20 protein-coding genes are annotated in these 24,758 nt (G+C 54.6%); 8 read left to right on the top strand and 12 right to left on the bottom strand.

The annotated features are described in order from the left end of the window. Nucleotides 1-151 precede the first annotated feature (151 nt). Nucleotides 152-871: a 2OG-Fe(II) oxygenase gene (locus ACILP4_RS07710; RefSeq protein ID WP_395620154.1), complete on the top strand. Its 720-nt coding sequence runs from the start codon at nucleotides 152-154 to the stop codon at nucleotides 869-871. 49 nt (nucleotides 872-920) lie between these two features. Here the strand turns inward: ACILP4_RS07710 and clpB are convergent, their stop codons facing one another. From clpB to ACILP4_RS07685, 5 genes are all read right to left on the bottom strand, one after another. Continuing rightward, on the bottom strand, nucleotides 921-3,500 hold the full coding sequence (gene clpB / locus ACILP4_RS07705; RefSeq protein WP_395620153.1) for an ATP-dependent chaperone ClpB: 2,580 nt from the start codon (nucleotides 3,498-3,500) through the stop codon (nucleotides 921-923). Nucleotides 3,501-3,836: 336 nt separating this feature from the next. Further along, nucleotides 3,837-5,324 (bottom strand): tetratricopeptide repeat-containing sulfotransferase family protein, encoded by a 1,488-nt coding sequence (locus tag ACILP4_RS07700; protein ID WP_395620179.1) that lies wholly within the window; start codon nucleotides 5,322-5,324, stop codon nucleotides 3,837-3,839. Nucleotides 5,325-5,441: 117 nt separating this feature from the next. Next, a complete protein-coding gene (locus ACILP4_RS07695) occupies nucleotides 5,442-6,227 on the bottom strand; it encodes a hypothetical protein (protein ID WP_395620152.1) in 786 nt (261 codons plus the stop codon). Nucleotides 6,228-6,313: 86 nt separating this feature from the next. Further along, nucleotides 6,314-9,418: a TonB-dependent receptor domain-containing protein gene (locus ACILP4_RS07690; protein WP_395620151.1), complete on the bottom strand. Its 3,105-nt coding sequence runs from the start codon at nucleotides 9,416-9,418 to the stop codon at nucleotides 6,314-6,316. A gap of 274 nt (nucleotides 9,419-9,692) precedes the next feature. Further along, a complete protein-coding gene (locus tag ACILP4_RS07685; protein ID WP_395620150.1) occupies nucleotides 9,693-11,255 on the bottom strand; it encodes a leucyl aminopeptidase in 1,563 nt (520 codons plus the stop codon). Nucleotides 11,256-11,347: 92 nt separating this feature from the next. Between ACILP4_RS07685 and ACILP4_RS07680 the strand changes: the two genes are divergently transcribed. From ACILP4_RS07680 to ACILP4_RS07655, 6 genes are all read left to right on the top strand, one after another. After that, entirely contained in the window at nucleotides 11,348-13,456 is a 2,109-nt protein-coding gene (locus tag ACILP4_RS07680) for a penicillin acylase family protein (protein ID WP_395620149.1), read from the top strand. Nucleotides 13,457-13,549: 93 nt separating this feature from the next. Next, entirely contained in the window at nucleotides 13,550-16,429 is a 2,880-nt protein-coding gene (locus ACILP4_RS07675; protein ID WP_395620148.1) for a M16 family metallopeptidase, read from the top strand. 11 nt (nucleotides 16,430-16,440) lie between these two features. After that, nucleotides 16,441-16,740: a hypothetical protein gene (locus tag ACILP4_RS07670; RefSeq protein WP_296198498.1), complete on the top strand. Its 300-nt coding sequence runs from the start codon at nucleotides 16,441-16,443 to the stop codon at nucleotides 16,738-16,740. A 148-nt stretch (nucleotides 16,741-16,888) separates the two neighbouring features. Further along, a complete protein-coding gene (locus ACILP4_RS07665; RefSeq protein WP_395620147.1) occupies nucleotides 16,889-17,440 on the top strand; it encodes a TspO/MBR family protein in 552 nt (183 codons plus the stop codon). A gap of 36 nt (nucleotides 17,441-17,476) precedes the next feature. Further along, entirely contained in the window at nucleotides 17,477-17,785 is a 309-nt protein-coding gene (locus ACILP4_RS07660) for an accessory factor UbiK family protein (RefSeq protein ID WP_395620146.1), read from the top strand. Between the two features lie 107 nt (nucleotides 17,786-17,892). Continuing rightward, nucleotides 17,893-18,405 carry a YbjN domain-containing protein gene (locus tag ACILP4_RS07655; RefSeq protein ID WP_395620145.1) on the top strand — a complete coding sequence of 171 codons (513 nt, stop codon included), beginning with the start codon at nucleotides 17,893-17,895 and terminating at the stop codon, nucleotides 18,403-18,405. A gap of 6 nt (nucleotides 18,406-18,411) precedes the next feature. On the opposite strand, the gene ACILP4_RS07650 is transcribed toward ACILP4_RS07655, so the two are convergent. The 7 genes from ACILP4_RS07650 to argH all read right to left on the bottom strand — a co-directional run bounded on the left by ACILP4_RS07650 (nucleotide 18,412) and on the right by argH (nucleotide 23,937). Next, a complete protein-coding gene (locus tag ACILP4_RS07650; protein ID WP_395620144.1) occupies nucleotides 18,412-18,819 on the bottom strand; it encodes a PaaI family thioesterase in 408 nt (135 codons plus the stop codon). Beyond that, on the bottom strand, nucleotides 18,816-19,289 hold the full coding sequence (locus ACILP4_RS07645) for a PaaI family thioesterase (protein WP_395620143.1): 474 nt from the start codon (nucleotides 19,287-19,289) through the stop codon (nucleotides 18,816-18,818). The genes ACILP4_RS07650 and ACILP4_RS07645 overlap by 4 nt, the downstream gene beginning before the upstream one ends. Before the next feature lie 72 nt (nucleotides 19,290-19,361). Continuing rightward, a complete protein-coding gene (gene proC / locus ACILP4_RS07640) occupies nucleotides 19,362-20,192 on the bottom strand; it encodes a pyrroline-5-carboxylate reductase (RefSeq protein ID WP_395620142.1) in 831 nt (276 codons plus the stop codon). Nucleotides 20,193-20,206: 14 nt separating this feature from the next. Beyond that, on the bottom strand, nucleotides 20,207-20,986 hold the full coding sequence (locus ACILP4_RS07635; RefSeq protein ID WP_395620141.1) for an NAD(P)-dependent oxidoreductase: 780 nt from the start codon (nucleotides 20,984-20,986) through the stop codon (nucleotides 20,207-20,209). A 9-nt stretch (nucleotides 20,987-20,995) separates the two neighbouring features. Next, nucleotides 20,996-22,258: a diaminopimelate decarboxylase gene (gene lysA / locus ACILP4_RS07630; RefSeq protein ID WP_395620140.1), complete on the bottom strand. Its 1,263-nt coding sequence runs from the start codon at nucleotides 22,256-22,258 to the stop codon at nucleotides 20,996-20,998. A gap of 6 nt (nucleotides 22,259-22,264) precedes the next feature. Continuing rightward, nucleotides 22,265-22,570 (bottom strand): hypothetical protein, encoded by a 306-nt coding sequence (locus tag ACILP4_RS07625; protein ID WP_395620139.1) that lies wholly within the window; start codon nucleotides 22,568-22,570, stop codon nucleotides 22,265-22,267. Further along, a complete protein-coding gene (gene argH / locus ACILP4_RS07620; protein ID WP_395620178.1) occupies nucleotides 22,567-23,937 on the bottom strand; it encodes an argininosuccinate lyase in 1,371 nt (456 codons plus the stop codon). The genes ACILP4_RS07625 and argH overlap by 4 nt, the downstream gene beginning before the upstream one ends. 16 nt (nucleotides 23,938-23,953) lie before the next feature. On the opposite strand from argH, the gene ACILP4_RS07615 reads away from it, so the two are divergent. After that, nucleotides 23,954-24,547 (top strand): TlpA family protein disulfide reductase, encoded by a 594-nt coding sequence (locus ACILP4_RS07615; protein WP_395620138.1) that lies wholly within the window; start codon nucleotides 23,954-23,956, stop codon nucleotides 24,545-24,547. Nucleotides 24,548-24,758 lie beyond the last annotated feature (211 nt).

The raw sequence follows: 24,758 nt of genomic DNA, 5'->3' as shown, positions 1-24,758 counted from the left end.
ATAACGCTTGTTACTTCAGGCGCTATCATGAACATGTTGATTGCCTTGACGTCGAGCAAGCGGGCGTCACCAAAAAATCACCGCTTACTTTACATACCTATCTGCCTATAGAAAGAGCCATAAAATTGAGGCTGTGGTGAAGGCGGTAAAGATGAGGATGAATCCCAGACTGGACGTATCGGCGCTGGCCAAAAGTTTTCAGAAAGATGGGCGCCTGCATATTCCTGAATTTCTCCATGCCGAAGACGCCAAAACTCTTTATGAGACACTGCGCTACCGTAACGACTGGATGCAAGTGTTGGCAACGACGAACGGTGCGGTCGAACTTGACCGGGCGACGCGTGCAGCATTGGATCACGACCAAGTCAAGGCGCTCAATAACGCTGTGTATGCGCAGGCGCGATCCGGGTTTCAGTATCGCTTTGAGACAGTCCGTGTGCCGGATAGTGCAAACGAACGCGCGGCCAGCACGGATATCCTCTTTTCCTTTGCTAGCTTTATGTCGACCGACCATGTGCGAGATTTCCTACGCACGATTACCGGCTCCTCGGAAATAGAATATGCAGATGCCCAAGCGACAGCATATGCACCCGGAGACTTTTTAACTGGCCATGACGATGCGGTAGAAGGCAAATTCCGGCGGGCGGCCTATGTGTTTGGCTTGACACCTGTCTGGCGGCTGGAATGGGGTGGATTGCTTCTGTTTCACGGACCAAATGGACATGTCGATTGCGGATGGGTGCCGACATTCAACACCCTAAATATATTTAAAGTACCTCAATTGCATAGCGTCAGTGAGGTAACGCAAGCCGCAGCATATCGTCGGTATGCGATTACTGGCTGGTTGAGGGCCCACGAACAACCCGACTGACATTCGGGAATATCAAAATGATACTGTCGCGATCGTTCAACGTGGCTTCTTACCCAGTTGCCATTTTCAACCCCCCATCGCCCTCGTCCACCATCACCGTGGCGCCATCGGGGATGCCGCCGCGCAAGAGCATGTCTGCCAGCGGGTCCTGCAAATAGCGTTGGATGGCGCGTTTTAGGGGGCGTGCGCCATAAACAGGGTCATAGCCCACGCGTCCAAGCCATGCTTTGGCCTCGTCTGACAAGGACAGAGTGATCTTGCGATCTTTGAGCAGTTTTTGGACGCGCTGCACCTGAATATCGACGATCGGGGCCATATGATCGGCGCCCAAACGGTGGAACAATATAACCTCGTCTAAGCGGTTCAGGAATTCGGGCCGGAAATGGCCGCGCACGATTTCCATGACTTGCGGTTCGACCTCTTTCACATCCTGACCGTCTTCCAACGCGGCGAGATGCTGGCTACCCAGATTGGATGTCAGGATGATGAGCGTGTTGGAGAAATCGACAGTGCGGCCCTGACCATCGGTCAGGCGGCCATCATCCAACACCTGCAGCAGTATGTTGAAAACGTCCGCATGGGCCTTTTCAACTTCGTCGAACAACACGACCTGATAAGGCCGGCGGCGGACGGCTTCGGTCAGCACGCCGCCTTCTTCATAACCGACATAGCCCGGAGGCGCACCGACCAGCCGCGCGACGCTGTGCTTTTCCATAAATTCGGACATGTCGATACGCACCATCGCATTGTCATCGTCGAACAAGAAGGATGCGAGCGCTTTTGTAAGCTCGGTCTTGCCAACGCCTGTTGGCCCCAGGAATAAGAACGAACCAAGGGGGCGGTTCGGGTCCTGAAGCCCGGCGCGCGACCGGCGTACCGCCTTGGACACCGCTTCGACGGCATCTTTCTGACCAATGACGCGCGCGCCGATAAGTTGCTCCATATTGAGCAATTTATCGCGTTCGCCCTCCAGCATTTTGTCGACCGGAATTCCGGTCCAGCGGCTGACGACGCTGGCGATGTCTTGCGCGGTCACTTCTTCGCGCAGCATGGCATTGCCGGCGGCGGCCTCGGCTACCTCTAGTTGCTTTTCCAAGCCCGGTATCGTGCCATATTGCAGCTCGCCCGCTTTGGCGAGGTCGCCCGATCGCTGCGCTTGTTCCAATTCGATGCGCGCGCCATCCAGAAGTTCTTTGATTTTGGCTTCGGCAGAAATCTTGTCTTTTTCCGCCTGCCACCGCTGCGTGAGCTCGAGCGATTGCTGCTCCAGATTGGCAAGCTCGCCCTCCAAATTGGCCAGACGGTCCTTGGACGCCGCATCGCTTTCCTTGCCCAACGCTTCACGTTCAATCTTTAACTGGATGATCCGGCGGTCGAGCGTTTCAATTTCTTCAGGCTTGGATTCAACCTCCATCCGCAGCCGCGACGCGGCTTCGTCCATCAGGTCGATGGCTTTGTCCGGCAGGAAACGGTCGGAAATATAGCGGTGCGACAAGGTGGCGGCGCTGACCAAAGCGCTGTCGGTAATACGCACGCCATGGTGCAGTTCATATTTCTCCTTCAACCCGCGCAGGATGGAGATGGTATCCTCGACAGTGGGTTCGCCGACGAAAATCGGTTGGAAGCGGCGTTGAAGCGCGGGGTCTTTTTCGACATGCTTTTGATATTCATCGAGCGTCGTTGCACCAATGCAGTGCAGTTCGCCACGCGACAAAGCAGGCTTGATCAGGTTGGCGGCATCCATCGCGCCTTCGCCTTTGCCCGCGCCGATTAATGTGTGCATTTCGTCGATGAACAAGATGATATCACCTTCGGCCTGCTTAACCTCGTCCAGCACGCCCTTGAGCCGTTCTTCAAATTCGCCGCGATATTTTGCGCCCGCAATCAACGCGCCCATATCGAGCGACAGTAATTTGCGATGCTTCAGGCTATCGGGCACGTCGCCATTGGCGATGCGCAGCGCGAGTCCTTCGGCAATGGCGGTTTTCCCGACGCCGGGTTCGCCAATGAGCACGGGGTTATTCTTTGTACGGCGCGCAAGGATCTGGATGGTGCGGCGGATTTCCTCATCGCGGCCAATAACGGGATCCAATTTTCCGGCGCGCGCAACTTCAGTCAGGTCGCGTGCGAACTTCTTGAGCGCGTCATAACGGTCCTCTGCACCAGCGGTATCGGCTGCGCGGCCACCCCGCAGTTCGTTTATAGCGGTGTTCAGACCGTCGGCTGTGACAGCTGCTGTCGCTAGCGCCTTGCCTGCTGTGGTGGTTTTCGCCAGCGCCAGTGCGAGCAACAGCCGTTCCACGGTGACATAGCTGTCGCCGGCCTTTTGCGCGACTTGTTCGGCGGCGTCGAGGACGCGCACGGCGTCATTGTCGAGGCCTGGGGTCTGTTGCGCGCCGCCGCCGGACACGGCCGGCACCTTCGCGACCGCCGCGTCGGTTTCACGCAACGCAGTCGCCGCGTCGCCGCCAGCGGCCTTGATGAGGCCAGATGCCATGCCCTGCTCATCTTCAAGTAAGGCTTTCAGGAGATGTTCAGGCCCGATCCGCTGATGGCTCATGCGAATGGCGACGGTCTGCGCGCTTTGCAGAAAACCCTTGGCGCGGTCCGTAAATTTTTCGAGGTTCATGCGCTATTTCCTAAATGTCGATGGGGCCTTTGTGCGCAAAGGCTCCATGTCTACACAGAATGTAGTGCGGCATTTCTGCAACACAAGTATGCAAAATGGATTTGTCTGAACCTGCAATGGGTTCAGGGGCGAGCACTGATTACAATCGGACCAAAGCATGATTGTATCCGGCCATTTAATACTTTTTCGCTAAGCCTATTTGATAGATGTGCTGATAACATATTGCAGTCGTTGACGCTGCCGCAGGATGTTCGAAGGGACAAACCACGTTGCGAAAGCGATGGCCCACCCCATATCAGAGAAATTGGCGCGCGCTCCGCGATACGGGACAGACGATTAAATGATCAATCCATCTAATGTCTTCCGTAGCGGTTCAAGCCACTCGCTATACGGTAGCCAAATATCCATACCATCACGGTTGAGCGGTCGGCGTACCTGTTCGCTACTTGGTGTCCGTACAACCCTCCCCAGCTTATGAAAATCAAGCATTGAGGGATCCCAGCCAAGTTCGAGATACTCTAGGACAGTTTTTAATTCATTTTCTGCATTTTCGATCAAGCGCTCATATTCAACATGATGCACCATACCCGGGACGTTTATGGAAAGGTGCCGCATAAAGCGCACATAGTCGACATAACATCTCGCCACGTCCTCTAGAACGAAAGATGAGGCGTGTGCTGAAGAAAATGATTGAGTGAAATTTGAAAAGCAGCAATCCATAGGAGCGCGGCGGATATCGATGAACCGTGCTTGCGGAAGTATGCGCTGGATGAAGAGCACGTTGCTCCAATTATGTGGTAATTTATCAATGAAATACGGTCGATCGGTTTTGCGGTGTAGCTTAGCGCGACGCAGATACTCGTCGCCCAAGGCACTGGCTTGCCGATCGTTCATATTTTTAATGAGGTGGGGCACGGTTACTTTGCCATGCTTCGTCGCACTCTCCATCGCAGATCGCAAAATAGCCGGGATGTAAGGAAGTTCTCCAGCGGGTTCGATATGCGCGTGACTTCCCAGCATCTGCTCCAATAATGTTGAGCCTGAACGTGGCAGGCTGACAATAAAAATAGGAATATCATTCTGTGGCGATGCTGTTGGAATCTTATTGATAGAAGCGGCATTGAGTGTCCGTTCTACCTCGGTAACCTCAGCCGTCAGTTCATTTGGATCATAGCCAATGCTATCCGCCCGCTGTCGGTTACCAATCGCATAATGTTCGAATGCTTCAGCAAAACGGCCGCGATCATGCAAGGCACGACCCAATGCGAAATGTGCAGGCGCACTGTTTCGAACATCTACTGCCACTGCAATCGCTTGGCGCATATGTGCCACATCATCATCGGTAAAGACGGGAGCTTTAATGCTGGCCAGACCCCACCAAGCCTCCCCGCATTCAAAATCCGCCTTTATTGCGGCGCGATAGGCATTGATCGCATCTTCGACTTGGCCTGCGGCCCGCAAACTATGGCCCAAAGCAATCCAGTAGAAAGGATTTTCTGCTGATTGATCGACTAAGGTTTGGCGTAATGCCATTGCCTCCTCGGTCCGACCCAGCTTATCGAGAATTACGGCGATTATAACCTTTAGAGCTGGGTCATCCTCCTGCTTCAGCAATGTTTCAAACAGGATAAGCGCCTCGTCTAACCGCTCTTGTTGGTTCAAGATCGAACCTAAATTGCGATGCACCTCTGCGCTTGTTGCACCATGCTTCAAGGAAAGCCGAAAAAAATGCTCTGCCTGCCCGAGTGCGCCCAGTTGCATGGCAATAGTGCCCAATTGCGCCAGGCCACGGGGCTCATTGGGATATCGACGTAAATGATCCATTGTAAGGCGCGCGGCTTCGTCGAGCTTTTTGTCGACCATCAGCTTGCTCGCCTCGGACAATAGCGGAAATGCGGTTACACCATTTTGCCTTACGCCCGTGGTCATTTCATGCACGCCCTATTGATAACCAAGGAGCGCGCGTAGACCTGGCGCATGATAGTTAACAAGTGCCCGGTGATGTGGGCCAAGCGCTTCGGGCAGGTCAACCGAAATACCGGTTAGATTTTCTCGCGCTGTTCCGCTTTGCTCTCGGCTTGAACCGATCATAACCCTCTCTCGCCAATCCAATGTCATGCTTATTCCACAGGCCGAAAAAAGCTGTTCAAAAAAAAGCTCCGCTGCCGTGGTTTCGAGGTTGCCCAAATGCCTAAGGATATCTTCATATTTCACTGGATAAACCCGTGCACCCAGCCATGCAGCAGCGTTTAATTCATAGGTGTCCTTTAGGGACGGTGCTTTTCCGGGCAATCCAAATATCATCAAAGTCAAAAGCTCGTCTAATTCCATCTCGCCAGACTTTAGGTGATCAACATTACCTGAAAACTGCTCAGAAACAAAAAATCGTGCACGCGCGATGACCCAGTCATAAGGGTCCCGGTATAGTAGAATACGATTGCAGGACGCTGTTTCGATCACCGACGCGTCAGCCATGAACAAATGCCCCCAGCTCAACATCGGCTGCGATGGATCAAATGCACGGCGATGCTTTTGCAGAGTTGGCCACTGTATGAAGTCAGCGTTGTACTGTTGATCCAGTGGAACAAACATTCGCAATATGTTGCGCATTAGATGGCTGCCGCTCTTGGGAACGCTGTTCAAGAACACAGGCTTAGTCAATGGAGTTTGCGCAAACTTGGCGTTTTCTTCATTGAGGGTATCAGCGTTTATCCAGATTTCAGCCATAAAATGATACCCTCGATATAGATCTGTTGATCAAAAGAAAACGGGCAGCGTGTTTCCACGCTGCCCGTTTACAAATTCGCTACCAATTAGAATTTGGCAGATACATTCATGAATACTCGACGGCCCACAAACGGATATTGAGACGCAGCCACCACGGGGCCAAGTGTACTAATTTGGCTACCATTTAGGACCGATACTCGAGGTGGTCGTGTATCAAAAATATTGCTCATCCCAATTGTTATGTCGAATTTTTCGCCAATTTCCTGCGTCAGTGACAGATTGTGATAAAATGTCATCGGAGTAGTTACCTTAGGGCAGTATGTCCCATAGACCGATGAATTAATACACGGATTGCCGCCATTGCTATCCAGGAAATCTTCTACGTTGGATGTCGCGCCAATGACGTTGATCCCGTAAAAGAGGGAAGTTTGGCTGCTTGGAGATTGCCAGTTCACGCGGAAATCTCCTACCCACTTGGGGGAACCTGCTTCGCCATTGGTTGACGTTCCGGGCGACCCTGGAAGAAGTATGAGGTCATCCTTCAACTGCCATGTCATGTCCGCAGTGACCGAAATGCTCCCCAGGTTCCCAAGATCTTGCCTGATATTTGCCGCAACGTCGATCCCGCTATTGCGCTGACTGGCGATGTTGACAAATTTATCCTTAACATTGGCAACATTGAACGGAGCAGCGGTCTGTCCGCGGGTGAACAAATCGCATAGTGGTTCATTGGCAAAATCCAGCGAACCGTAGCAGCCTCGCAAAATGTTACCGGCACCTAATTGTGTGATTTCGTCGCTCACCCGAATATCAAAATAATCTACCGATAGGCTGATCTTGGTGTCAGGCATAAAACCGAACCTAGGTGTAAACACTGTGCCAACTACCAGAGCTTTAGATGTTTCTGATTTCAGAATTCCAACACCCCCGGATGCTGTAATGTTGGCGCTTACTCCCGTCCCTGAATGGGTCGAAGGAATGCCATCTGCCGCGCAGTTGTCAGCTATCCTTTGCGTGATTCTACCTAAAGCCAGATTCCCTGCCCAGCGAATACATGGGTCAATCGAACGTTGGGCGGCAGAGCTTGTTTCATCCGTCAAAAATTGCTCGAACAATGCCGGCGCACGGAATGACGTGCCGTAGCTCCCCCGGAACCTTACCCAATCATTGACAGCCCAATTGGCGCCAAATTTATATGTAAAGTTTCCGTTGTCACTCGCAGATAAACCGTCAAGCGCACGCGTTGCCTTAACGTTTGTAGCGCGGCCTGCTGCCGAGAGTGTCAGTTCTTTGAAGAAATCAGTGTCGGCGAGAATAGGAACGCGCACTTCAGCAAATGCTTCTGAAGTCTCGCTCTTGCCAGCCGTGATTCCTGACGTTGACGTGCCCCAGGCATTCCCCGCACGGGTAATTTCTCCAGGTGTGTCATTAATTCGGTCAAGCCGTGCAGTGATGCCCGCCGCCACAGATAATGGTCCGGCTGGGAGATCGAGCAACTTACCCGACAGCGAAGCTTCACCGGTAACCTGCGTGTATACCGTTTTACCTTCTTCCCATTCAAAGAGAAAATCGATCTGGGGCTGAGTCAACTGACCAAACAAAAAGTTCGGGTTAGTCCAAGGTATGTCGATGCACTTTTTCCCCGAAATGGGTGTGACAGTGCCTACGCATGACGCACTTTGGAAATATCCAGTGTCATAGACATCCTGCAAAATCTGCTGGCTACGATAACGGCCTATGCTTTTGCTATATTGGCCATAAACTTCCCATTTCCAGTCACCAGCACCGCCAAAATCTCCACGGAAGCCGCCCACGCCGCGATAATAATCGACCTTTTGACTGTTATCACTCTGGTTGGTTATGGCGGTGGGGCTGAGTAAGTTTACCCCCTGCCACCCGTTTGCCCATAATGTGGCCGGTGTGCCGGTGCCGTAGAGATCCCCAGTATATCCGAAATTCCAGAACTGACGCCAGCCGTTTTGATATGTTTCGCGGCGGTTAAACAAAAACTCACCAAACGCTTCGATTGAATCCGTTAACTCGTACGATGCATCGGCGAACAATGTGTACAAGTCGGTCGCAGGAATGATTGTCTGCCCTTCGACAAATGGGTGATAAGAATTCTGGACTGCAGTTGACGCTGTATCATAGCCTGTAGGAAACCATCCAGTCGGCGCGCCGAAATCACCCTCATAAGAGGGAGCGCCATATGCCGGAATGCCTAACCTCTCACCGGGATATTGATACTGCAACAAGACAGTTGCCCCATTAGGTGAGGTGTTAATCCCAGTGTCCGGACCGCGCGGGCCATCAAGTTGCATGTTATCGATTAGGTTGTAAGTCCAGACATGGCCTCCGCGGAGATCTTCGCACTTTGGCTTGCCAGTTCGTGGGTCGATAAGGTCAGCTCGTGACCCGTCAGGGCGGAAGATATATGCTTCTGGGCAGGCGAGATATTCGCGATCGCCCCGATTTAACTCGTTGGTGTGGCTGTAATCGCCCGCAATCATTAGATGGCCACGATCGAACTTTTTGCCGTAAATGGCATTTATGCGGTATTCTTCCCCGCCACTGTCCATCGGGGCTGAGACGTTGGCATTGAGGTACAGGCCATCCAGGGTTGTCTTGGTCATGATATTCACTACGCCGGCCACGGCGTCAGAACCATAAATCGAAGAAGCACCCGTTTTTACAATGTCGATCGATTTCGCGATAGATTGCGGCAACACGTTGAGATCAAATGAAGACACGGAGCCGCGAGTTCCAGCAGGGCCAGCTCGGCGCCCGTTAAGCAAGACAAGCGTACGATTGGGGCCGAGCCCGCGAAGGTCGACCGTCTGCGCCCCAGGACCGCCCGCAGTCACGAAGTTAGATGAAATAGCAGATGTGATCTGGGTCGACCCTGCCGCCACTGGCGAGCTTTGTAGCGTCGAGGCTATATCAAAACGGCCTTCTTTCGCCGACAACTCAGGATCAATGACAGTGACCGGATCGGGGCTGTTAAATGCATCCGTGCCCTGAATACGAGAGCCTGTAACAACAATCGCTTCTTCATCCGCCGCTTCTTGATTCAACTTTGGCGCCGCTGCATCCTGAGCGAATGCCGGATTTGCCAATATCATCGCCAGCGCAGATACACCAACAAGCCCAATGCGTTCCCGACGCGAAACGTCGCGATTAAACTTTTTCATAAGAACCCCCGTCCAAAATTTTCAGCCTTTTAAATATCATGGTTGATTGCGATTTGAAAGGGAAGTTATCAAACTAGATTAATCGGGCCACCTCGCGCCGCTGATCACGCCAACGACAAGGTTGCCTTACAGTTTCTGTTGTCTGGTCGACTACCCCCTTGCAGATGGGAAGTTGTCACTTTTTAAACAATATGTTAGGCCCTCGCTTCTAAAACGGGGCCTAACAAAAAATTGCTAACAAATGTTTTTGACCAGAAATGCGCCGACGCCGATATTATTTCCAATTGCGGGCAAGCGCGTCGAGCAATTGCACGCCCCAGCCCGATGCGCCCTTTGGCGTCACTGGCCCGGACCTGTCTGCCCAGTTGACGCCCGCAATATCAAGATGCGCCCAAGGAACATTTTTATCAACGAAGAAGCCAACGAAGGTAGCACCAAGGCCCGCGCCAGGGCCGCCGCCTTCAACAACGTTTTTAATGTCGGCAATGTCGGATTTCATATCATCGAGATAGTTTTTGTGCAGCGGCATCCGCCACACATCTTCACCCGTGGCCGTGCCCGCTGCGGTAACCGCTGCAGCCAATTTTTCATCACGGCTGAATAGGCCAGCATATTCGTCGTTCAAAGCGCCAACGATGGCGCCTGTCAGGGTCGCCATGTTCACCAAAGCAGCGGGTTTTTTCTGGGCGATTACATATTCATTGGCGTCCGCCATCACCAAACGGCCCTCGGCATCGGTGTTGAGGATTTCAATGGTCTTGCCGCTCATCGTGCGCACGACGTCACCGGGACGTTGCGCATTACCGCCGGGCATATTTTCGGCCAGCGCGGCAACGCCGATGACGTTCACCGATGCCTTTGACTTTGCGAGCGATAATACAGCGCCCATGATGCTGGCTGCGCCGGACATGTCCGCCTTCATCTCCCACATGCCAGCACCTGGCTTTAGCGATGTACCACCTGTATCAAAGGTAATGCCTTTGCCGACCATCGCCAATGGTGCGCCATCGCCTGCGCCGCGATATTCTACAATCATCATGCGTGATGGACGGCGCGACCCTTGGCCAACACCGACCAGCGACCCCATGCCCAATTTGCGCATCATCGGCTCGTCGAGCACTTCAATTTTGACGTTTGCTGTGTTGCCGAAAGCGGCGCGAACGCGCTCAACAAAAGTTTCGGGATAGATGACATTTGCGGGTTCAGCCGCCAAATCACGTGACAAGGACACGCCCTCTGCCAGCGCCGAATGCCGTGACTTCCACAAGGCCTCAGCGCTGCCCGCTTCGTTGCTGATTATGGTTACGGGGTTTGTCGGCGGCGTTTTGCGGTCGACAGTTTTATAGCGATCAAACCGATATTGGCCCATGGCATAGCCCAACGCAGCTGTAGCGGCTTCGTCTGAGTTAAAGCCGCCTGTAATGGTTACGGGCTGGGCTTCATCGCGCAAATCCTGTGCAGCTTTGCCCGACGCGTTGCGGACATGGGCGATGCGGTCGCCTTCCTCGCCAACGCCGCTCAATATGATGCGGGAATAACTGCCGATGCCGCGAAGCGACAATGAACTACCCTCTTTGCCTTCAAATTTTGCTGATGCGATGGCTGCGTTCAATGCTTGCGCGGTTGGCGCATCAACCACATTGGCGGGCAGCGTCGCGTTACGCATCAATATCACCAGCGCACCCGATGTTGGCGCGGTTGCCGCGAAATTAATGGGGCGTGTTTGCGAATGCGTTGCCGCGGATGGCGCTATGCCCGATCCGATGACGTCGGCCTGCGCAAATGCGGGGGTGATTGCGGCGCTTGCCAGTGCAAGTGCGAAGAAACTGCGATGCATACAGGGACTTTCCTTTCCGTAAATCTTGGTTATGCCCGTTATGTAAGCAAATGAACCGATGTGACAAGGTCTCATTGTAGGGGGGAAGTTTTATGCGGAAATTTTTGTGGGCGTCCTTGGCGCTTGTGGGTGTCGTTGCGGGTGCAGGCGCGCTGTGGGAGCCATTGGCAGCGACTGGCTATGAAATGCCAAAGCGCAGTTATGATGTGGAGATTGTCCGCGATAGCTATGGCGTGCCGCATATCAACGGCAAGACCGATGCCGATACCGCTTATGGTCTGGCCTTTGCCCATGCGGAAGATGATTTTTCGACCATACAGGATGTCGTTGCCATGACGCGTGGGCGCTATGGTGCGCTTGCCGGTTCCGATGGGGCCAAGGTCGACTATGTGATGCATCTGTTAGGCGCGCGGGAGACTGCTGAGAAGCGCTATATGGAATTGTCGCCTGAAGTCCGCGCGGTGGCAGAGGCCTATGCCGCTGGCGTGAACCATTATGCGTCAAAACATCCAGAAGAAGTTCGCTTGTCGAAGCTGTTTCCTGTGACTGGACAGGATATTGTCACGGGCTTCGTGCTGCGCGCGCCGTTTTTCTACGGTCTGGATGGTGCCATCGGGGCATTGACCGAAGGCAAGCCGCTGCCAAAGGAGAGTGCTGCGCCAATGACGCCCATTGGGCGGGATCCGGAAATGAACGGCTCGAACGCCTTTGCCATTGCGCCAAAGCGTATGGCCGATGGTAAGACATGGCTGATTTCCAATTCGCACCAACCTTATGAAGGCCAAGTCGCGTGGTACGAAGCCGTAACGCATTCGGGCGAGGGGCTTGATATGGCAGGGGCTTTGTTCCCCGGATCACCGTTTGTGTTGTTGGGCCACAACCGTCATTTGGGTTGGACCAATACCGTCAACCGTCCCGACCTGATCGATGTCTATAAACTGGTGATGAACAAGGCAGGCGACCAATATCGTTATGATGGCAAATGGATGCCCTTGTCATCGAAGCGCGTCTGGCTGCCGGTGAAAATAGGTCCTTTCAATTTGCCGGTACCGCAGACGGTATACCGCTCTATCCACGGACCGGTCATCAAAAATGACAAGGGCTATTTTGCGATCCGCTATGCGGGCATCGACAATGTAAAAGTCGTTGAGCAATATTATCGCAACACCAAAGCGACCAATTGGGACGAATGGACCCAATCGATGGCGATTGGCGGCATTCCCGCGACGAATTTCATTTATGCCGACAAGACCGGTCGCGTTGCCTATATTTACAATGCTCTCTTCCCCGACCGTAAACCGGGATATGATTATACCAAGCTACTTCCGGGCGACACATCGGCGGCCATGTGGGAAGGGCCAGTTGGCTTTGACCGTTATCCCAAGATTGTGAATCCCGCATCGGGCTTTGTCCAGAACGCCAATAACACGCCGTTTCTAGCGGCGGGGCCTGGGTCGGAAATGGATCGTTCGGCTTATTCGCCTTATTTGGGCATTGAGCTTGGCATGACCAACCGTGGCTTGCGCGCAACAGAATTGCTGGCCGCCGATAGGTCGATCACGCCGCAAGAGCTGCTCGCGATTAAGATGGACATGATCTACAGCAAAAAAAGCTGGGTCGGGGCGTGGATGGCGTCCTTTGCTGCGCTGGATTTGAAAGACGCGCCCGAGCTTGCCGAAGCACAAAAGCTGCTCGCGAGCTGGGATTGGTCTAGTGATGGCAAGGGCCGTGCTGATGCCTTTGCCGAACGCATCATCCGCTTTGGCGCAAGGCCAAACTGGCGCGGAGACAAGATGCCCGATGCCCGTACTACGCTGCAGGAGGCTGTCACAGAGTTCAAAGAACGCTTCGGCCGGATTGATCCGCTTTTGGCCGATATTCAACGCCTAAGGCTTGGCAATGTCGATTTACCAATGCTGGGCGGCAGCGATGCCTTGCGTGCCACAACTATATGGGATGCAGAGCAAGCTGATGGCAAAATGCGCGTCCGACATGGCGATAGCTACATCATGCTGATGCGATGGGACAAGGATGGCAAGGTGCAATCGGAATCGATCCAGCCTTATGGTTCGGCGACCACGCGCCCCGAATCGCCGCATTATACCGACCAGATGAAATTGTTCGTTGCGGGCGGGTATAAGCCTGTTCATTTCGAATGGGCTGACGCCGTCAAGAACGCAAAACGCCGTTATCGGCCATAAAAGCCGTTTGTCGAAAAATTTGGGCATCACATTGTGTTTGCCTGCATCGCCGCTATCTTTAGCGGCAATGATTTTTATCTATAGGAGCAGAATATGATCCGTAAATTAACGCTCGCCCTGATGATGTCGGGCTCGATGCTAGTGGCGCAGACACCCGCCTTCGCGCAGTCCGCAGCGCCCGTTTCAAAATTGGTGGATGCGGTCAATATTCCGCATGAAAAATTCACACTCGACAATGGTCTGACCGTTTTGGTCCATGAAGACCGCAAGGCGCCCATTGTTGCCGTGTCCATCTGGTATGGCGTCGGATCCAAGAACGAGCCGAAGGGTAAAACAGGCTATGCCCATTTGTTCGAACATATCATGTTCAACGGCAGCGAAAATGCGCCGGGCGATTATTTTGAATATACCAAGAAAATCGGCGCGACCGATCTGAACGGGACCACATGGTTGGACCGCACCAATTATTTCCAGACCGTACCAACAACAGCGTTGGAATCCGCCTTGTTCCTCGAAAGCGATCGTATGGGCTTTTTGCTCAACGCTGTGACGAAGGAAAAGTTGGATAACCAAATCGGCGTTGTTTCCAACGAAAAGCGTCAGGGCGACAATCAGCCCTTCGGCTTGGTTGATTACAAGCGTTCAGAGACGCTGTTCCCCGTTGGCCACCCATATCATCATGATACGATTGGAAGCCTCGAAGATTTGTCAGCCGCTTCGCTTGATGACATGAAAAACTGGTTCATCGACCATTATGGCCCGAACAACGCCATTTTGGTTTTGGCCGGCGACATCAATGCGGCGCAAGCAAAGCCATTGGTGGAAAAATGGTTCGGCAACATCAAGCGCGGCAAGCAAGTCGCGCCCGTTAACGCGCCAGTGCCAACGCTCGAAAAAGACGTGAAAATCGTCATGAAGGATAAGGTCCCGACCACGCGCATTTATCGCAACTGGGTGGTGCCTGGCCTCGCCGACCCCGATGCGAATTCATTGTTCATCGCGATGAGCGCGCTTGGCGGCTTGTCGAGCTCGCGTCTGGATAATATTTTGGTGCGTCAGGAACAGAGCGTGGTGGGCGTATCTGCTTACCTCATTCCTTTCGTACATGGCAGCTTGGTCAACATTCAAGCTGACGTAAAGCCCGGCGGTGATGCTGATGCAGTTGCGAAGCGCCTCGATGAAATCTTGGCCGATTATATCAAAACCGGCCCAACCGCCGAAGAAGTGCAGCGCGTCGCCGCAAGCAACATTGCCCAGCAAATCGATGGTCTTGAACAAGTCGGTGGCTTTGGCGGCAAGGCCGTCGCTTTGGCCGAAGGCGAACTATATGTGGGAGATTCGTCCTTCTACAAAAAAGAATTGGAGCGCCTTGCTTCAGCTAAGCCAGAAACAGTGAAGGCTGCGATGCAAAAATGGCTGACACGCCCCGTGCTTGAAATTCGCGTCGAACCCGGTGAGCGCGACGCCTATAAAGAAGTTGCCGCAGGATCAGGCAGCCGCACAGGTACATTAACGGCACCCGCATTTTATGCGCCTCCAGGCGCCGACGATGTATCGGTATCGGCACCCGTCGCCTTTCAGGATCGCAGCAAATTCCCTGAACCAACAAGCACGCCTTCATTGGATTTCCCAACGGTTGAAGAAACAAGCTTAAGCAATGGCATTAAGGTGTTTTTCGCGCGTCGCGCTGCTGTACCAACAGTCCGTGTCGCAGTTAGCTTCAATGCGGGCTATGCGGCTGATCCGGCCGACAAGCGTGGCATTGCGTCGATGATGTCCACCATGTTGATGGAAGGCACAACGTCGCTGACCTCGACCCAAATTGCCGAAACCGAAGAGAAATTGGGCGCTGACGTCACTGTTGGGTCTTCACTTGACCGGACGGTAGCGAGCTTGCGCGCGGTCAAGCCTAACCTTGGCCTTTCGCTCGATCTTCTGGCGGATGTTATCAAAAATCCGGCCTTTGCGACCAATGAGCTGGAGCGTGTCCGCGTTCAGCAACTGACTCGGATCAAGTCGGAAAATAATCAGCCGCAGGGCATTGCCGTGCGCCGCCTGCCGCCATTGCTATACGGTGCGGCGCATCCTTATGGCGGACCACAGACTGGTAGCGGATATGCAGAGACCGTGACGACGATTAGCCGCGCTGATGTGGCCAATTTCCATCAGTCATGGATGCATCCATCAAAAGCGGAAATCTTTGTCGTGGGCGACACCAGCCTGAAAGAAATCAAGCCAATGCTGGAACAGCGTTTTGGCAAGTGGGCACCAACCACAGCCGCCGCACCCGCGAAGAATTTCGCCGTGGCATTGCCTGCGCCTGAATCAAAAATTCTACTGATTGACCGTCCAAATTCACCGCAATCCTTGGTGCTTGCGGGCCTTGTGCTGGATGCAAAGGGATCGGACGATTTGCTGACTTTGCGCGCTGCGAACGAGATTTTCGGTGGTGACTTCCTGTCGCGTATCAACATGGACCTGCGTGAAACTAAGGGCTGGTCTTATGGCGTACGTAGCCAAATCAATGGTGCCGAAGATCGCGTGCCATTTTACATGTTCGCGCCAGTGCAGACCAATCAGACAGGACCATCGGTCAAAGTTTTGATCGATCAGCTGAAGGACTTTAACGGCGCGAAGCCGGTCACGGCGGCTGAACTGGAAAAGACGATCAAGGGCAATGTCCTCAAACTGCCAGGTAGCTATGAACAATCATCGGCGGTGCTGGGACAAATGCAGGCAGATCGCCTGAACAAGCGGCCGTTCAACTATGCCGAAACATTGGCAAGCAAATATGGCACGCTGACCGCAGCGGCGTTGAATGACGCTATGCGGGTAAAGGTCGATCCATCCAAGATCACATGGCTCGTTGTCGGCGATGCGGCGAAGGTGAAGCCACAGTTGGAAGCACTGGGATTGCCAATTGAAATGGTGACCGAAGCTGCTAACACCAATGCAAGCAACAAAGCTAAATAAGGAGCAAGGATATGGCAGCAGTTGATGGTGATTGGGACGTAACAATCAAAAGCCCAATGGGTGACCAAAAAGCAGTTTTGACCGTCAACAGCGACGGCGGCAGCTTTTCTGGCCAGATGTCCGGTGGACTTGGTTCCATGGACATCGCCAATGGCACTGTTGATGGCGATACGTTGAGCTGGGGCATGGATATCACTGTGCCTATGCCTATGCATTTGAACGCCACCGCAACGGTGTCGGGCGATGCCATGACCGGCGAAGTGAAGGCTGGTGCCTTTGGTTCGATGGGTTTGACCGGCACACGCAAGTAAAAGCAGCCGCGCGCGTTTTGCGCTGATACGCGAATGAAAGGCCGTCTATCCAACCGGGTAGGCGGCCTTGTTCTATGGGCCGCCAATGCTTATGTGGAGTTTGAACGCGTTTCCTCCGAATCGCGATGATCAAGATCGGAGCCACGTCATGAATCAGCTTGTTCCCCCTTCGCAATCGCGCATGTCCTTGGTGCGTTTGGCGCTGTTCGTTATCCCGACGATCATGTTTCTCGGTTTTCTCTCCGGTACCATGTCGGGATCAACGGCCGAAAACGCATGGTACCAAACATTGCTTAAGCCCCAAATTCAACCTCCAGGCTGGGTATTCGGCGTTGTTTGGCCCACTCTATATCTCATGCTGGGCTTGGCCTTTGCGATGGTACTGAACGCGCGCGGTTCGCGGGATCGGAATGTAGCAATCGTCCTCTTTTTGTCCCAATTCGTGATCAACCTCACTTGGTCACCGATATTTTTTGGTGCGCATCAGGTGACAGCCGCCTTTTTCATCATTCTCGTCATGCTTGGCGTTGCCATCGCCACGACCTTCGCATTTGCGCGGGTTCACAAGGCTGCAGCGTGGCTGTTGGTGCCGTATTTGGTGTGGATCAGCTTCGCGGCCATCCTGAATTTTCAGATCGACCAGCTTAATCCCGACGCGGAAAGTCTTTACGTTCCGGCCGCGACTTCCCAAATAAAGTGATATGGTCCATCCCCTGACCGTAATGGAGTGAATGACATGCAAAGCGAAAAGCGCATTTTTGACGATTTGGCCAAGGTTTTGAACGGCGTTGCCGGAACCGTGGCGGGCATGGGACGCGAAGCCGAGGCGAGCGTGCGTGAACGTGCGCGCGAATGGGCTGGCGGTCTTGACCTTGTGTCCCGCGAAGAATTTGATGCGGTCAAGACGCTGGCAGCCAATGCCCGCGCCGAGGCTGATGCGCTGGGTAAGCGGGTCGCTGCCCTAGAAGCTGCTTTGCACGCAAAAGGCGGTGCCGCCCCTGCCAAGGCAAAGCCAGCGACCAAGTCGGCAAAGAGTTCCGCCTAAACTTTTCCACAGTCGGCCCACAGCCTTGTGTTGCGCGTTGATGCAAGCCCCTTGCGTGCGAGTCCGTCAGGGGGCAGACTCGACCCAACACGACAGGCGCAATCACCATGCACGACGCAGACGAACAATATGAGCAATTCGAGCGCGATGAATCCGCGCCCGTAGACATGCTCGCGGCTTTGTTCGAAGCGCGCGGCTGGTCATTTGAACTGGATGGTGAAGACGAAATTACCGCCGAGTATAAGGGCAGCTGGGCCAGCTATCAGCTCCGCGCGATCTGGCGCGAGGAAGATAATGCGCTGCAACTCATCATATTGCCGGACATCACAGTTCCCAGCGACAAGCGGGCGCATGTGTATACCGCGCTTGGCCTCATCAACGAGCAATTGTGGCTTGGCCATTTCGACATGTGGTCGGCCAATGGCATATTGCTGTTCCGCCATGGCAGCCTGATGGCATCCAACGGATTGTTGGGTGTTGACCAAGCGCAAACCATCATTGACGTCGCGATTGACGAATGTGAGCGTTTCTATCCGGTGTTCCAGTTCATTATCTGGGGCGACAAAACTCCTGAAGAAGCTATCGCCAGCGCGCTCATTGAAACGCATGGCGAGGCATAAGCCAGATTAACCCTCGCGTTTTGCCCGAATGAGATAATGCATATAGCCCATGGCGATGGGCTTATCCTGATCTTCTTGCCATGCCCGTGCCTCAACATTGGCCATAGTCCGGCCAAGGCGCGTGACTTCGCCGACGGCGAAAGTCATATGGTTTAGGCCACCGCGCATGAAATCGACAGTGACGTTAACTTGCTTGATAGCAGAATCGCTACCTTTGGCGCGTAACGCTCGGTGAATGGCGGCAATAGCTGCAATCTCGAGCAAACCCGAAATCGCCCCGCCATGCAGGAAGCCCGGCCGGCCCTGAACGCGGTCGGCAAAAGGCATAGCGATGACCGGCGGGCCGTCGCGTTCGTCGACAATCTTCATATCGAGCGCGCGTGCGTAGGGCGGAAGGGCTGGCATATCGATCATGCTACGCGGTCCCCGATGCGGATGAACGTGCCGCTGGCATGCGCCAAGGGTTCGTCGGGGTTTCCATTATGCGCAAAGCCACGCACAAAGCCGATGCTGTTGGTCAAATGATAGCAAATCCCGCGACCATAAACCCGTTCACCCGAAGGCGAGGGCCGTAGATAGTCGATCCGAAGATCCATCGTCACTTGCGGGCGGAATTCACCAAGCTTGGTCCATATCGACATGCTGGTCGCATTATCCATCAAGCTGATGATCACGGCAGAAGCCAATATGCCGGTGTCGGGATCCGCAACAAGGTCCTCACGCCAATCAATCGCAAGCTCAACCCAGTCATCGCCATGGCCAACATATTCCATGTTGAGAAATCCGCCATGGCCGAATTTACCCATCATTTTGTTGACCAACGCAGGGTCGAAGCTGGTACCCTTTGGCGTGATGCTGCCCAGATCAGGTTTGCCAAATGCCATCTTATTCACTCGCGATCGAAGCAGCAGCTGGCTGCGCCAAGGCGCAAGATAGGGCCAATATGTACCTCAATTTCATGTGACATCTCCCTTGGCCAATTCCGTCCCGCGGTCACGCGCCGCGCGCAGTGTTTGCGTCATTAATCTGTCTAAAGCGCTATCAGCGTCCAGCACGGCAAGGCCCGCAGCCGTCGTGCCGCCAGGGCTGGTCACGCGCGCGGCCAAATCCCCCGGCGTTTCAGGTGAAGTTGCGGCCAAAATCGCAGCGCCTTCGGTCATCGATAGGGCAAGTTGCGCCGCCACCACCTGTGGCAGCCCTGCTGCTTCACCGCCTTTGGTCAGCGCGTCGATGACGCGGTAGATAAAGGCCGGGCCTGACCCCGCCAACGCCGTTACGGCATCCATATGGTCTTCGTCGTCGATCCAAATGACTGATCCCAATGGCGCCAGCCACGCTGCGATGTCCGACTTGACCAACTCCGTTGCCTTTGGCGCAAATAGGCCAAGGGGTGATTTGCCGATAGCGGCTGCCAAATTGGGCATAAGCCGTACAATCCGCGCGGCAGGAAAAGCGTCCGATAGGGTCTGCGTTGTGGTGCCAGCGAGTATCGAAATGACCAATGCGCCGGGGTTAAGCAATGGCGCAATGTCGGACGCGAGCGACGATAAAAGCTGCGGCTTTATGCCCAGCACGAGCACATCGAATGACGGTTGAACCTCTTGCGCCGACCGCGATAGCGCGACGCCTGCGGGCAGGTTTTCGGCGACAGGGTCCACGACATGGAAAGTGTCGGGCGATATGCCCGCGGCCAACCAACCGCGCAGCATCGCGCTGCCCATATTGCCGCAGCCGTAGAAACATATTTTCGATGGGAAAGCGGACATGGCGACCTTGATATTGTTCAAGCGAACCTCATGCCCTATCCATGCGTGGACGGCAACCTTAGGAACAATGACAGGCCCTCTGGCGCAGGCAAAGGCGGCGCACTTGCATGACGCAGGGCGTCAGCGCGCGCACGGTTAAGGATCGCGGCTGGCACATCGGCGTCATGGAAAACATGGTCTGCCTCACCCAATAAACGTGCAGTCAGCAAAGTCAGGTCATCGGGATTATCGGACAATAAGGCAATTTCGATAACGCGATCGCCCATGGGTTCATCTGCCGCTTTCAACCAATGTTCGACAGTATCGGGGGCGTGATTGCCAAATGGATCCAGCAAGCCACCTGCGGCAAAGCCTTGATCCAATGCGCGGCGGCGCTGCGGCCCTTCTGGCCAACGTTTGCGTATGGCAACGCGCGCGGCAGATATGGCATTGGCGAGCGGTCCCAAGCTTTCCGGCAGCTGAGTTTCAATCCGCTGGCGAATGGCCTTTGCCATGCCTGCGGACGCGCCGCCGGTGCCGACCGCCACCAAAACGGGCGTCCGGTCCACAATCGCTGGTGTCGTAAAATCACACATTTCAGGTCTGTCCACGACATTGACGAGCAGGCCGCGCGCTTTCAATGCATCAGCGGCGGTGTAGGCTTCGTCTTCGTCCGCGATGGCGACAAAAGCGATACGTGCGTCCTTATGTCCAGCATCCACGCATATGCCACCTGCGCGCTCTATCAGGCGTCTTTTGGCATCTGCCATTTCGCCTTCACCGACCAATATGACATTCTTGCCTTTCAGGTTCACAAATATCGGCAGCTGATCCAAGGCAAATTCCTATTTCAGCCAGTCGGGCACATGCTCCGCCGCCAATATCGCCTCAGGCGCAATCCGTTCTGCGACGACTGCGAATTTGTCGCCGTCGACGAGGACTTCGGGTACCAATCCACGGCTGTTATAGGTGCTCGCCATTGTTGCGCCATAAGCGCCAGCGGTCCGGAAAATAGCAAGGTCATTAGCGGCAACAGGGTCAACGTCGCGGCCCATGGCAAAGGTGTCGCCGGTTTCGCAGACTGGGCCAACAATATTGGCCATCATCTTTTGGCCATTGGGCACAACCGCTTCAAAATCATGCCATGCATCATAGAGCGCAGGGCGGGCGAGGTCGTTCATCGCGGCATCGACGATAACGAACGGCGCATTGCCCGCACCGGGCTTTACCCGGATAACCCGCGTGAGCAAGACGCCTGCATTGCCAGCGATAATGCGGCCAGGTTCAAACATTAATCGCACGCCCCAATCTTTGGTTACGCGTGCGACCATCGCGCCATATTCAGCCGGCTCCGGCGGATTGTCACCTTCGCGGTAGCGCACGCCAAGGCCGCCGCCCAAGTCGACATGTGTGATCATATGCCCTGCGGCACGTAATTCCTGCAGCAGCACACCCACTTTTTGAAAGGCGGTCTCAAGCGGCTCGAGGCTCGTTAACTGACTGCCAATGTGCAGTGCGACACCGCGCATATGCAGGTTCGGCAAAATGCTTAGCCTTGCATAAATCCCCGGCGCGCGGTGGATACCGACGCCGAATTTATTGTCAGCCTTGCCCGTTGAAATCTTGCCATGGGTGCCTGCGTCAACATCGGGATTGATGCGCAACACGGCCTGCGCCGTTAGGCCAAGCGCAGCGGCGAGTGCCGCCAGTTCCTGACCTTCTTCTTCCGATTCAATGTTAAATTGGCCAACGCCCACCTTCAATGCGCGGGTCATTTCTTCGGCGGTTTTACCGACGCCGGAAAAGACAATATCTTCGGCCGCCATGCCGGCAGCCAGAGCGCGGTCCATTTCACCGGCCGAGACAACATCGGCGCCATAGCCTTGCCGCGCCAGGATCTTCAACACAGCAAGATTTGGGTTCGATTTTACCGCAAAAGCCAAATGCGGGTTATTCAGCCCTGACAAAGCCGCACGAAACACCTGTGCGTGGCGTTCGAATGTAGCCCGTGAATAGACATAGACGGGCGTGCCAACAGCCTCCGCAATGTCAGCCAAAGGCACGTTTTCGGCGTGCAATACGCCATCGATAAAGTGAAAATGGTTCATGAGTTTCTATTCGGGATCAGTTTTGGCAGCTAGCGTTTGGTCTTCGGGGTTTAAGGGCTTGGGCTGCTCCCCCGGCGCGACATCAAAGGGGTCATCCGCGCGTCGTTCCGAACGTTTCAGCAATTCATCGCTACGCCCGGGCCGCGCCTGCGCCGACGGCGTCGTTAACACGCCCGCGCTTTGTGTGGTCGTCTGGCCATAGGCCTGCGGCGGCAGGGCATTACCCGAACGGGGTTCAAGGTCGCCAACCTTTCCGCACGCGGTGGCCGACAATACCATACCGATCACCAACAGGACGCGTTGCAATGTCATGCCTCAAGTTCCTTTTTTGCTGCCGCTATCGCCTCTTTTACGCGCACAGGCGCGGTGCCGCCAACGCTGGTGCGACTGGCGACGGAACCATCAATCGACAGGTCCGGCAAAGTACAGCCAGCGAGCAAGGGGTTGATAGCGGCCAAGTCGTCAGCATTTATATCCGACAGACCAATGCCCCGCGCTTCGCATGCCTTGACGATGCTGCCCGTCACATGATGCGCCTCCCGGAAGGGCATTGCAAATGCGCGCACCAGCCAGTCGGCCAAATCGGTTGCGGTGGAAAATCCGGTGTCTGCAACTTCGCGCATACGCGCCGTATTGAACGTTACATTAGCAACCATGCCGGTCATCGCTGCAATCGACAAAGAGAGCAGGTCATAGGCCTCAAACACAGGAGGCTTATCGTCCTGCATATCCTTGGAATAAGCCAAGGGCAGGCCCTTCATGGTGATCATCAGGCTGTTCATGCAACCGATGATACGCCCTGCATGGCCACGTACCAGCTCGGCAGCGTCGGGATTGCGCTTTTGCGGCATGATTGAGCTGCCCGTTGACCAGGCATCGGGCAAAGCGATGAAGCCAAAGGGCTGCGATGCCCAAAGAATCATTTCTTCGGCCAGACGCGACAGATGCAATGCGGTTTGGGCCGCCGCTGTCAGAAACTCCAGCGCAAAATCGCGATCGGATACAGCATCGAGGCTGTTACCCATCGGCCTATCAAAGCCAAGCGCAGCAGCGGTAGCGGCGCGATCAATCGGGAAGGATGTTCCCGCCAAAGCGGCGGCCCCCAAAGGCGAATGATTCAGGCGGCCGTGGCAATCGGCAAAGCGACTGCGGTCGCGTTTTGCCATTTCATAATAAGCCATCAAATGATGACCAAGCGTCACCGGCTGCGCCACTTGTAAATGGGTGAAGCCCGGCATGATGCTGCCCACATGTTCGTCGGCGCGGGCGACGAGCGCTAATTGGAACGCGCGCAGGCCAGCGTCGATTTCCTGTGTGGCGTTGCGTACCCACAGACGAAAATCGGTCGCGACCTGATCATTGCGTGACCGCGCGGTGTGCAGGCGCGCGGCAGGTTCGCCGATAAGTTCCCGCAGCCTAGTTTCCGTGACCATGTGAATATCTTCAAGCGTCAGATCAACGGGCACGCCATTGGCCCGATACTCGGCGTGGACCGCGTCCAGTCCCTGTTGGATTGCGGCATTGTCCGCGTCCGAAATGATGCCGTTCGCGGCCAACATATCGGCGTGCGCTTTGCTACCCGCGATATCCTCTTGCCAAAGACGCTTGTCGAATGGGATGGAGGCATTTATCTCGCGCATAATTGCGCCAGGGCCTTCGCCGAACCGGCCGCCCCACATGCTATTGGAATCCGACATGCGCTTTGTAATTGCCTTAATCCTTCTGGTGTTAACGGGGTGCGATAAAGAAACCCTGCCCGAGGGGCAAGCGCAACCCGCATCGGCCGAAAACTCTGGTGCTGCCGACACAGCGGATGTCTTATTGGAAAGTGCAAACGGCACCCGTGCGACGCTTAGCTACAAATTTGTGGGTCAAAAGGCGCCGGCCGCGCCCTTTGCGGACGCCGACGGACAGGATGTGACCTTAGCAGATTTTGAAGGCAAACCGTTGTTACTCAACATTTGGGCGACTTGGTGTGCACCATGTAAGGCCGAAATGCCGACCCTAGACGCGCTGGCAAAACTCGAAAAGGACCGGATGGCGGTCATTGCGGTATCCCAAGACCTTGAAGGCCGCGCCCCTGTTCTAGCCTTTTTCAAAGAGACAGGGATCAAGAATCTGATTCCCTATACCGATGCGGACAACGCTATACTGGCCGCGTTTAACAACGCCATCGCCCTACCCACGACCATTTTGTACGACAGTGCAGGCAAAGAGGTTTGGCGGATTGCTGGCGGCGTCGAATGGGATGACGCTGAAATGGCAAAGCTGCTGCGCGCGGCAGACTAAAACTATATAGGATACGTTAAACCGGACATTTGGCGGCAAATGCCTTGAGGCAAGATGTTTGCCCTACATTGATTGATTAAGAAATGGTGCGTGGTGCAGTCTGGTAGGAACGGGTCTCTGGTCAGACCTTCCCTGATACATGGGATTTTTCAGGGAATATTGCAATTCTGGGCGCCAGAATTGCTGCTGATCCTGTTAGGGAATGAAGGTT

It is taken from the genome of Sphingorhabdus sp. (genome assembly GCF_044239045.1).
Taxonomy (GTDB): domain Bacteria; phylum Pseudomonadota; class Alphaproteobacteria; order Sphingomonadales; family Sphingomonadaceae; genus Sphingorhabdus_B.
Note: the sequence above shows the minus strand (reverse complement) of the source record. Positions and strands in the feature narration are given on the sequence as shown.

Bases quoted from the DNA above. Each gene is read 5' to 3' on its own strand.
- ACILP4_RS07710 (WP_395620154.1), top strand. From the start codon at position 152: ATGAGGATGAATCCCAGACTGGACGTATCGGCGCTGGCCAAAAGTTTT.
- clpB (WP_395620153.1), bottom strand. From the start codon at position 3,500: ATGAACCTCGAAAAATTTACGGACCGCGCCAAGGGTTTTCTGCAAAGC.
- ACILP4_RS07700 (WP_395620179.1), bottom strand. From the start codon at position 5,324: ATGGATCATTTACGTCGATATCCCAATGAGCCCCGTGGCCTGGCGCAA.
- ACILP4_RS07695 (WP_395620152.1), bottom strand. From the start codon at position 6,227: ATGGCTGAAATCTGGATAAACGCTGATACCCTCAATGAAGAAAACGCC.
- ACILP4_RS07690 (WP_395620151.1), bottom strand. From the start codon at position 9,418: ATGAAAAAGTTTAATCGCGACGTTTCGCGTCGGGAACGCATTGGGCTT.
- ACILP4_RS07685 (WP_395620150.1), bottom strand. From the start codon at position 11,255: ATGCATCGCAGTTTCTTCGCACTTGCACTGGCAAGCGCCGCAATCACC.
- ACILP4_RS07680 (WP_395620149.1), top strand. From the start codon at position 11,348: ATGCGGAAATTTTTGTGGGCGTCCTTGGCGCTTGTGGGTGTCGTTGCG.
- ACILP4_RS07675 (WP_395620148.1), top strand. From the start codon at position 13,550: ATGATCCGTAAATTAACGCTCGCCCTGATGATGTCGGGCTCGATGCTA.
- ACILP4_RS07670 (WP_296198498.1), top strand. From the start codon at position 16,441: ATGGCAGCAGTTGATGGTGATTGGGACGTAACAATCAAAAGCCCAATG.
- ACILP4_RS07665 (WP_395620147.1), top strand. From the start codon at position 16,889: ATGAATCAGCTTGTTCCCCCTTCGCAATCGCGCATGTCCTTGGTGCGT.
- ACILP4_RS07660 (WP_395620146.1), top strand. From the start codon at position 17,477: ATGCAAAGCGAAAAGCGCATTTTTGACGATTTGGCCAAGGTTTTGAAC.
- ACILP4_RS07655 (WP_395620145.1), top strand. From the start codon at position 17,893: ATGCACGACGCAGACGAACAATATGAGCAATTCGAGCGCGATGAATCC.
- ACILP4_RS07650 (WP_395620144.1), bottom strand. From the start codon at position 18,819: ATGATCGATATGCCAGCCCTTCCGCCCTACGCACGCGCGCTCGATATG.
- ACILP4_RS07645 (WP_395620143.1), bottom strand. From the start codon at position 19,289: ATGGCATTTGGCAAACCTGATCTGGGCAGCATCACGCCAAAGGGTACC.
- lysA (WP_395620140.1), bottom strand. From the start codon at position 22,258: ATGAACCATTTTCACTTTATCGATGGCGTATTGCACGCCGAAAACGTG.
- ACILP4_RS07625 (WP_395620139.1), bottom strand. From the start codon at position 22,570: ATGACATTGCAACGCGTCCTGTTGGTGATCGGTATGGTATTGTCGGCC.
- argH (WP_395620178.1), bottom strand. From the start codon at position 23,937: ATGTGGGGCGGCCGGTTCGGCGAAGGCCCTGGCGCAATTATGCGCGAG.
- ACILP4_RS07615 (WP_395620138.1), top strand. From the start codon at position 23,954: ATGCGCTTTGTAATTGCCTTAATCCTTCTGGTGTTAACGGGGTGCGAT.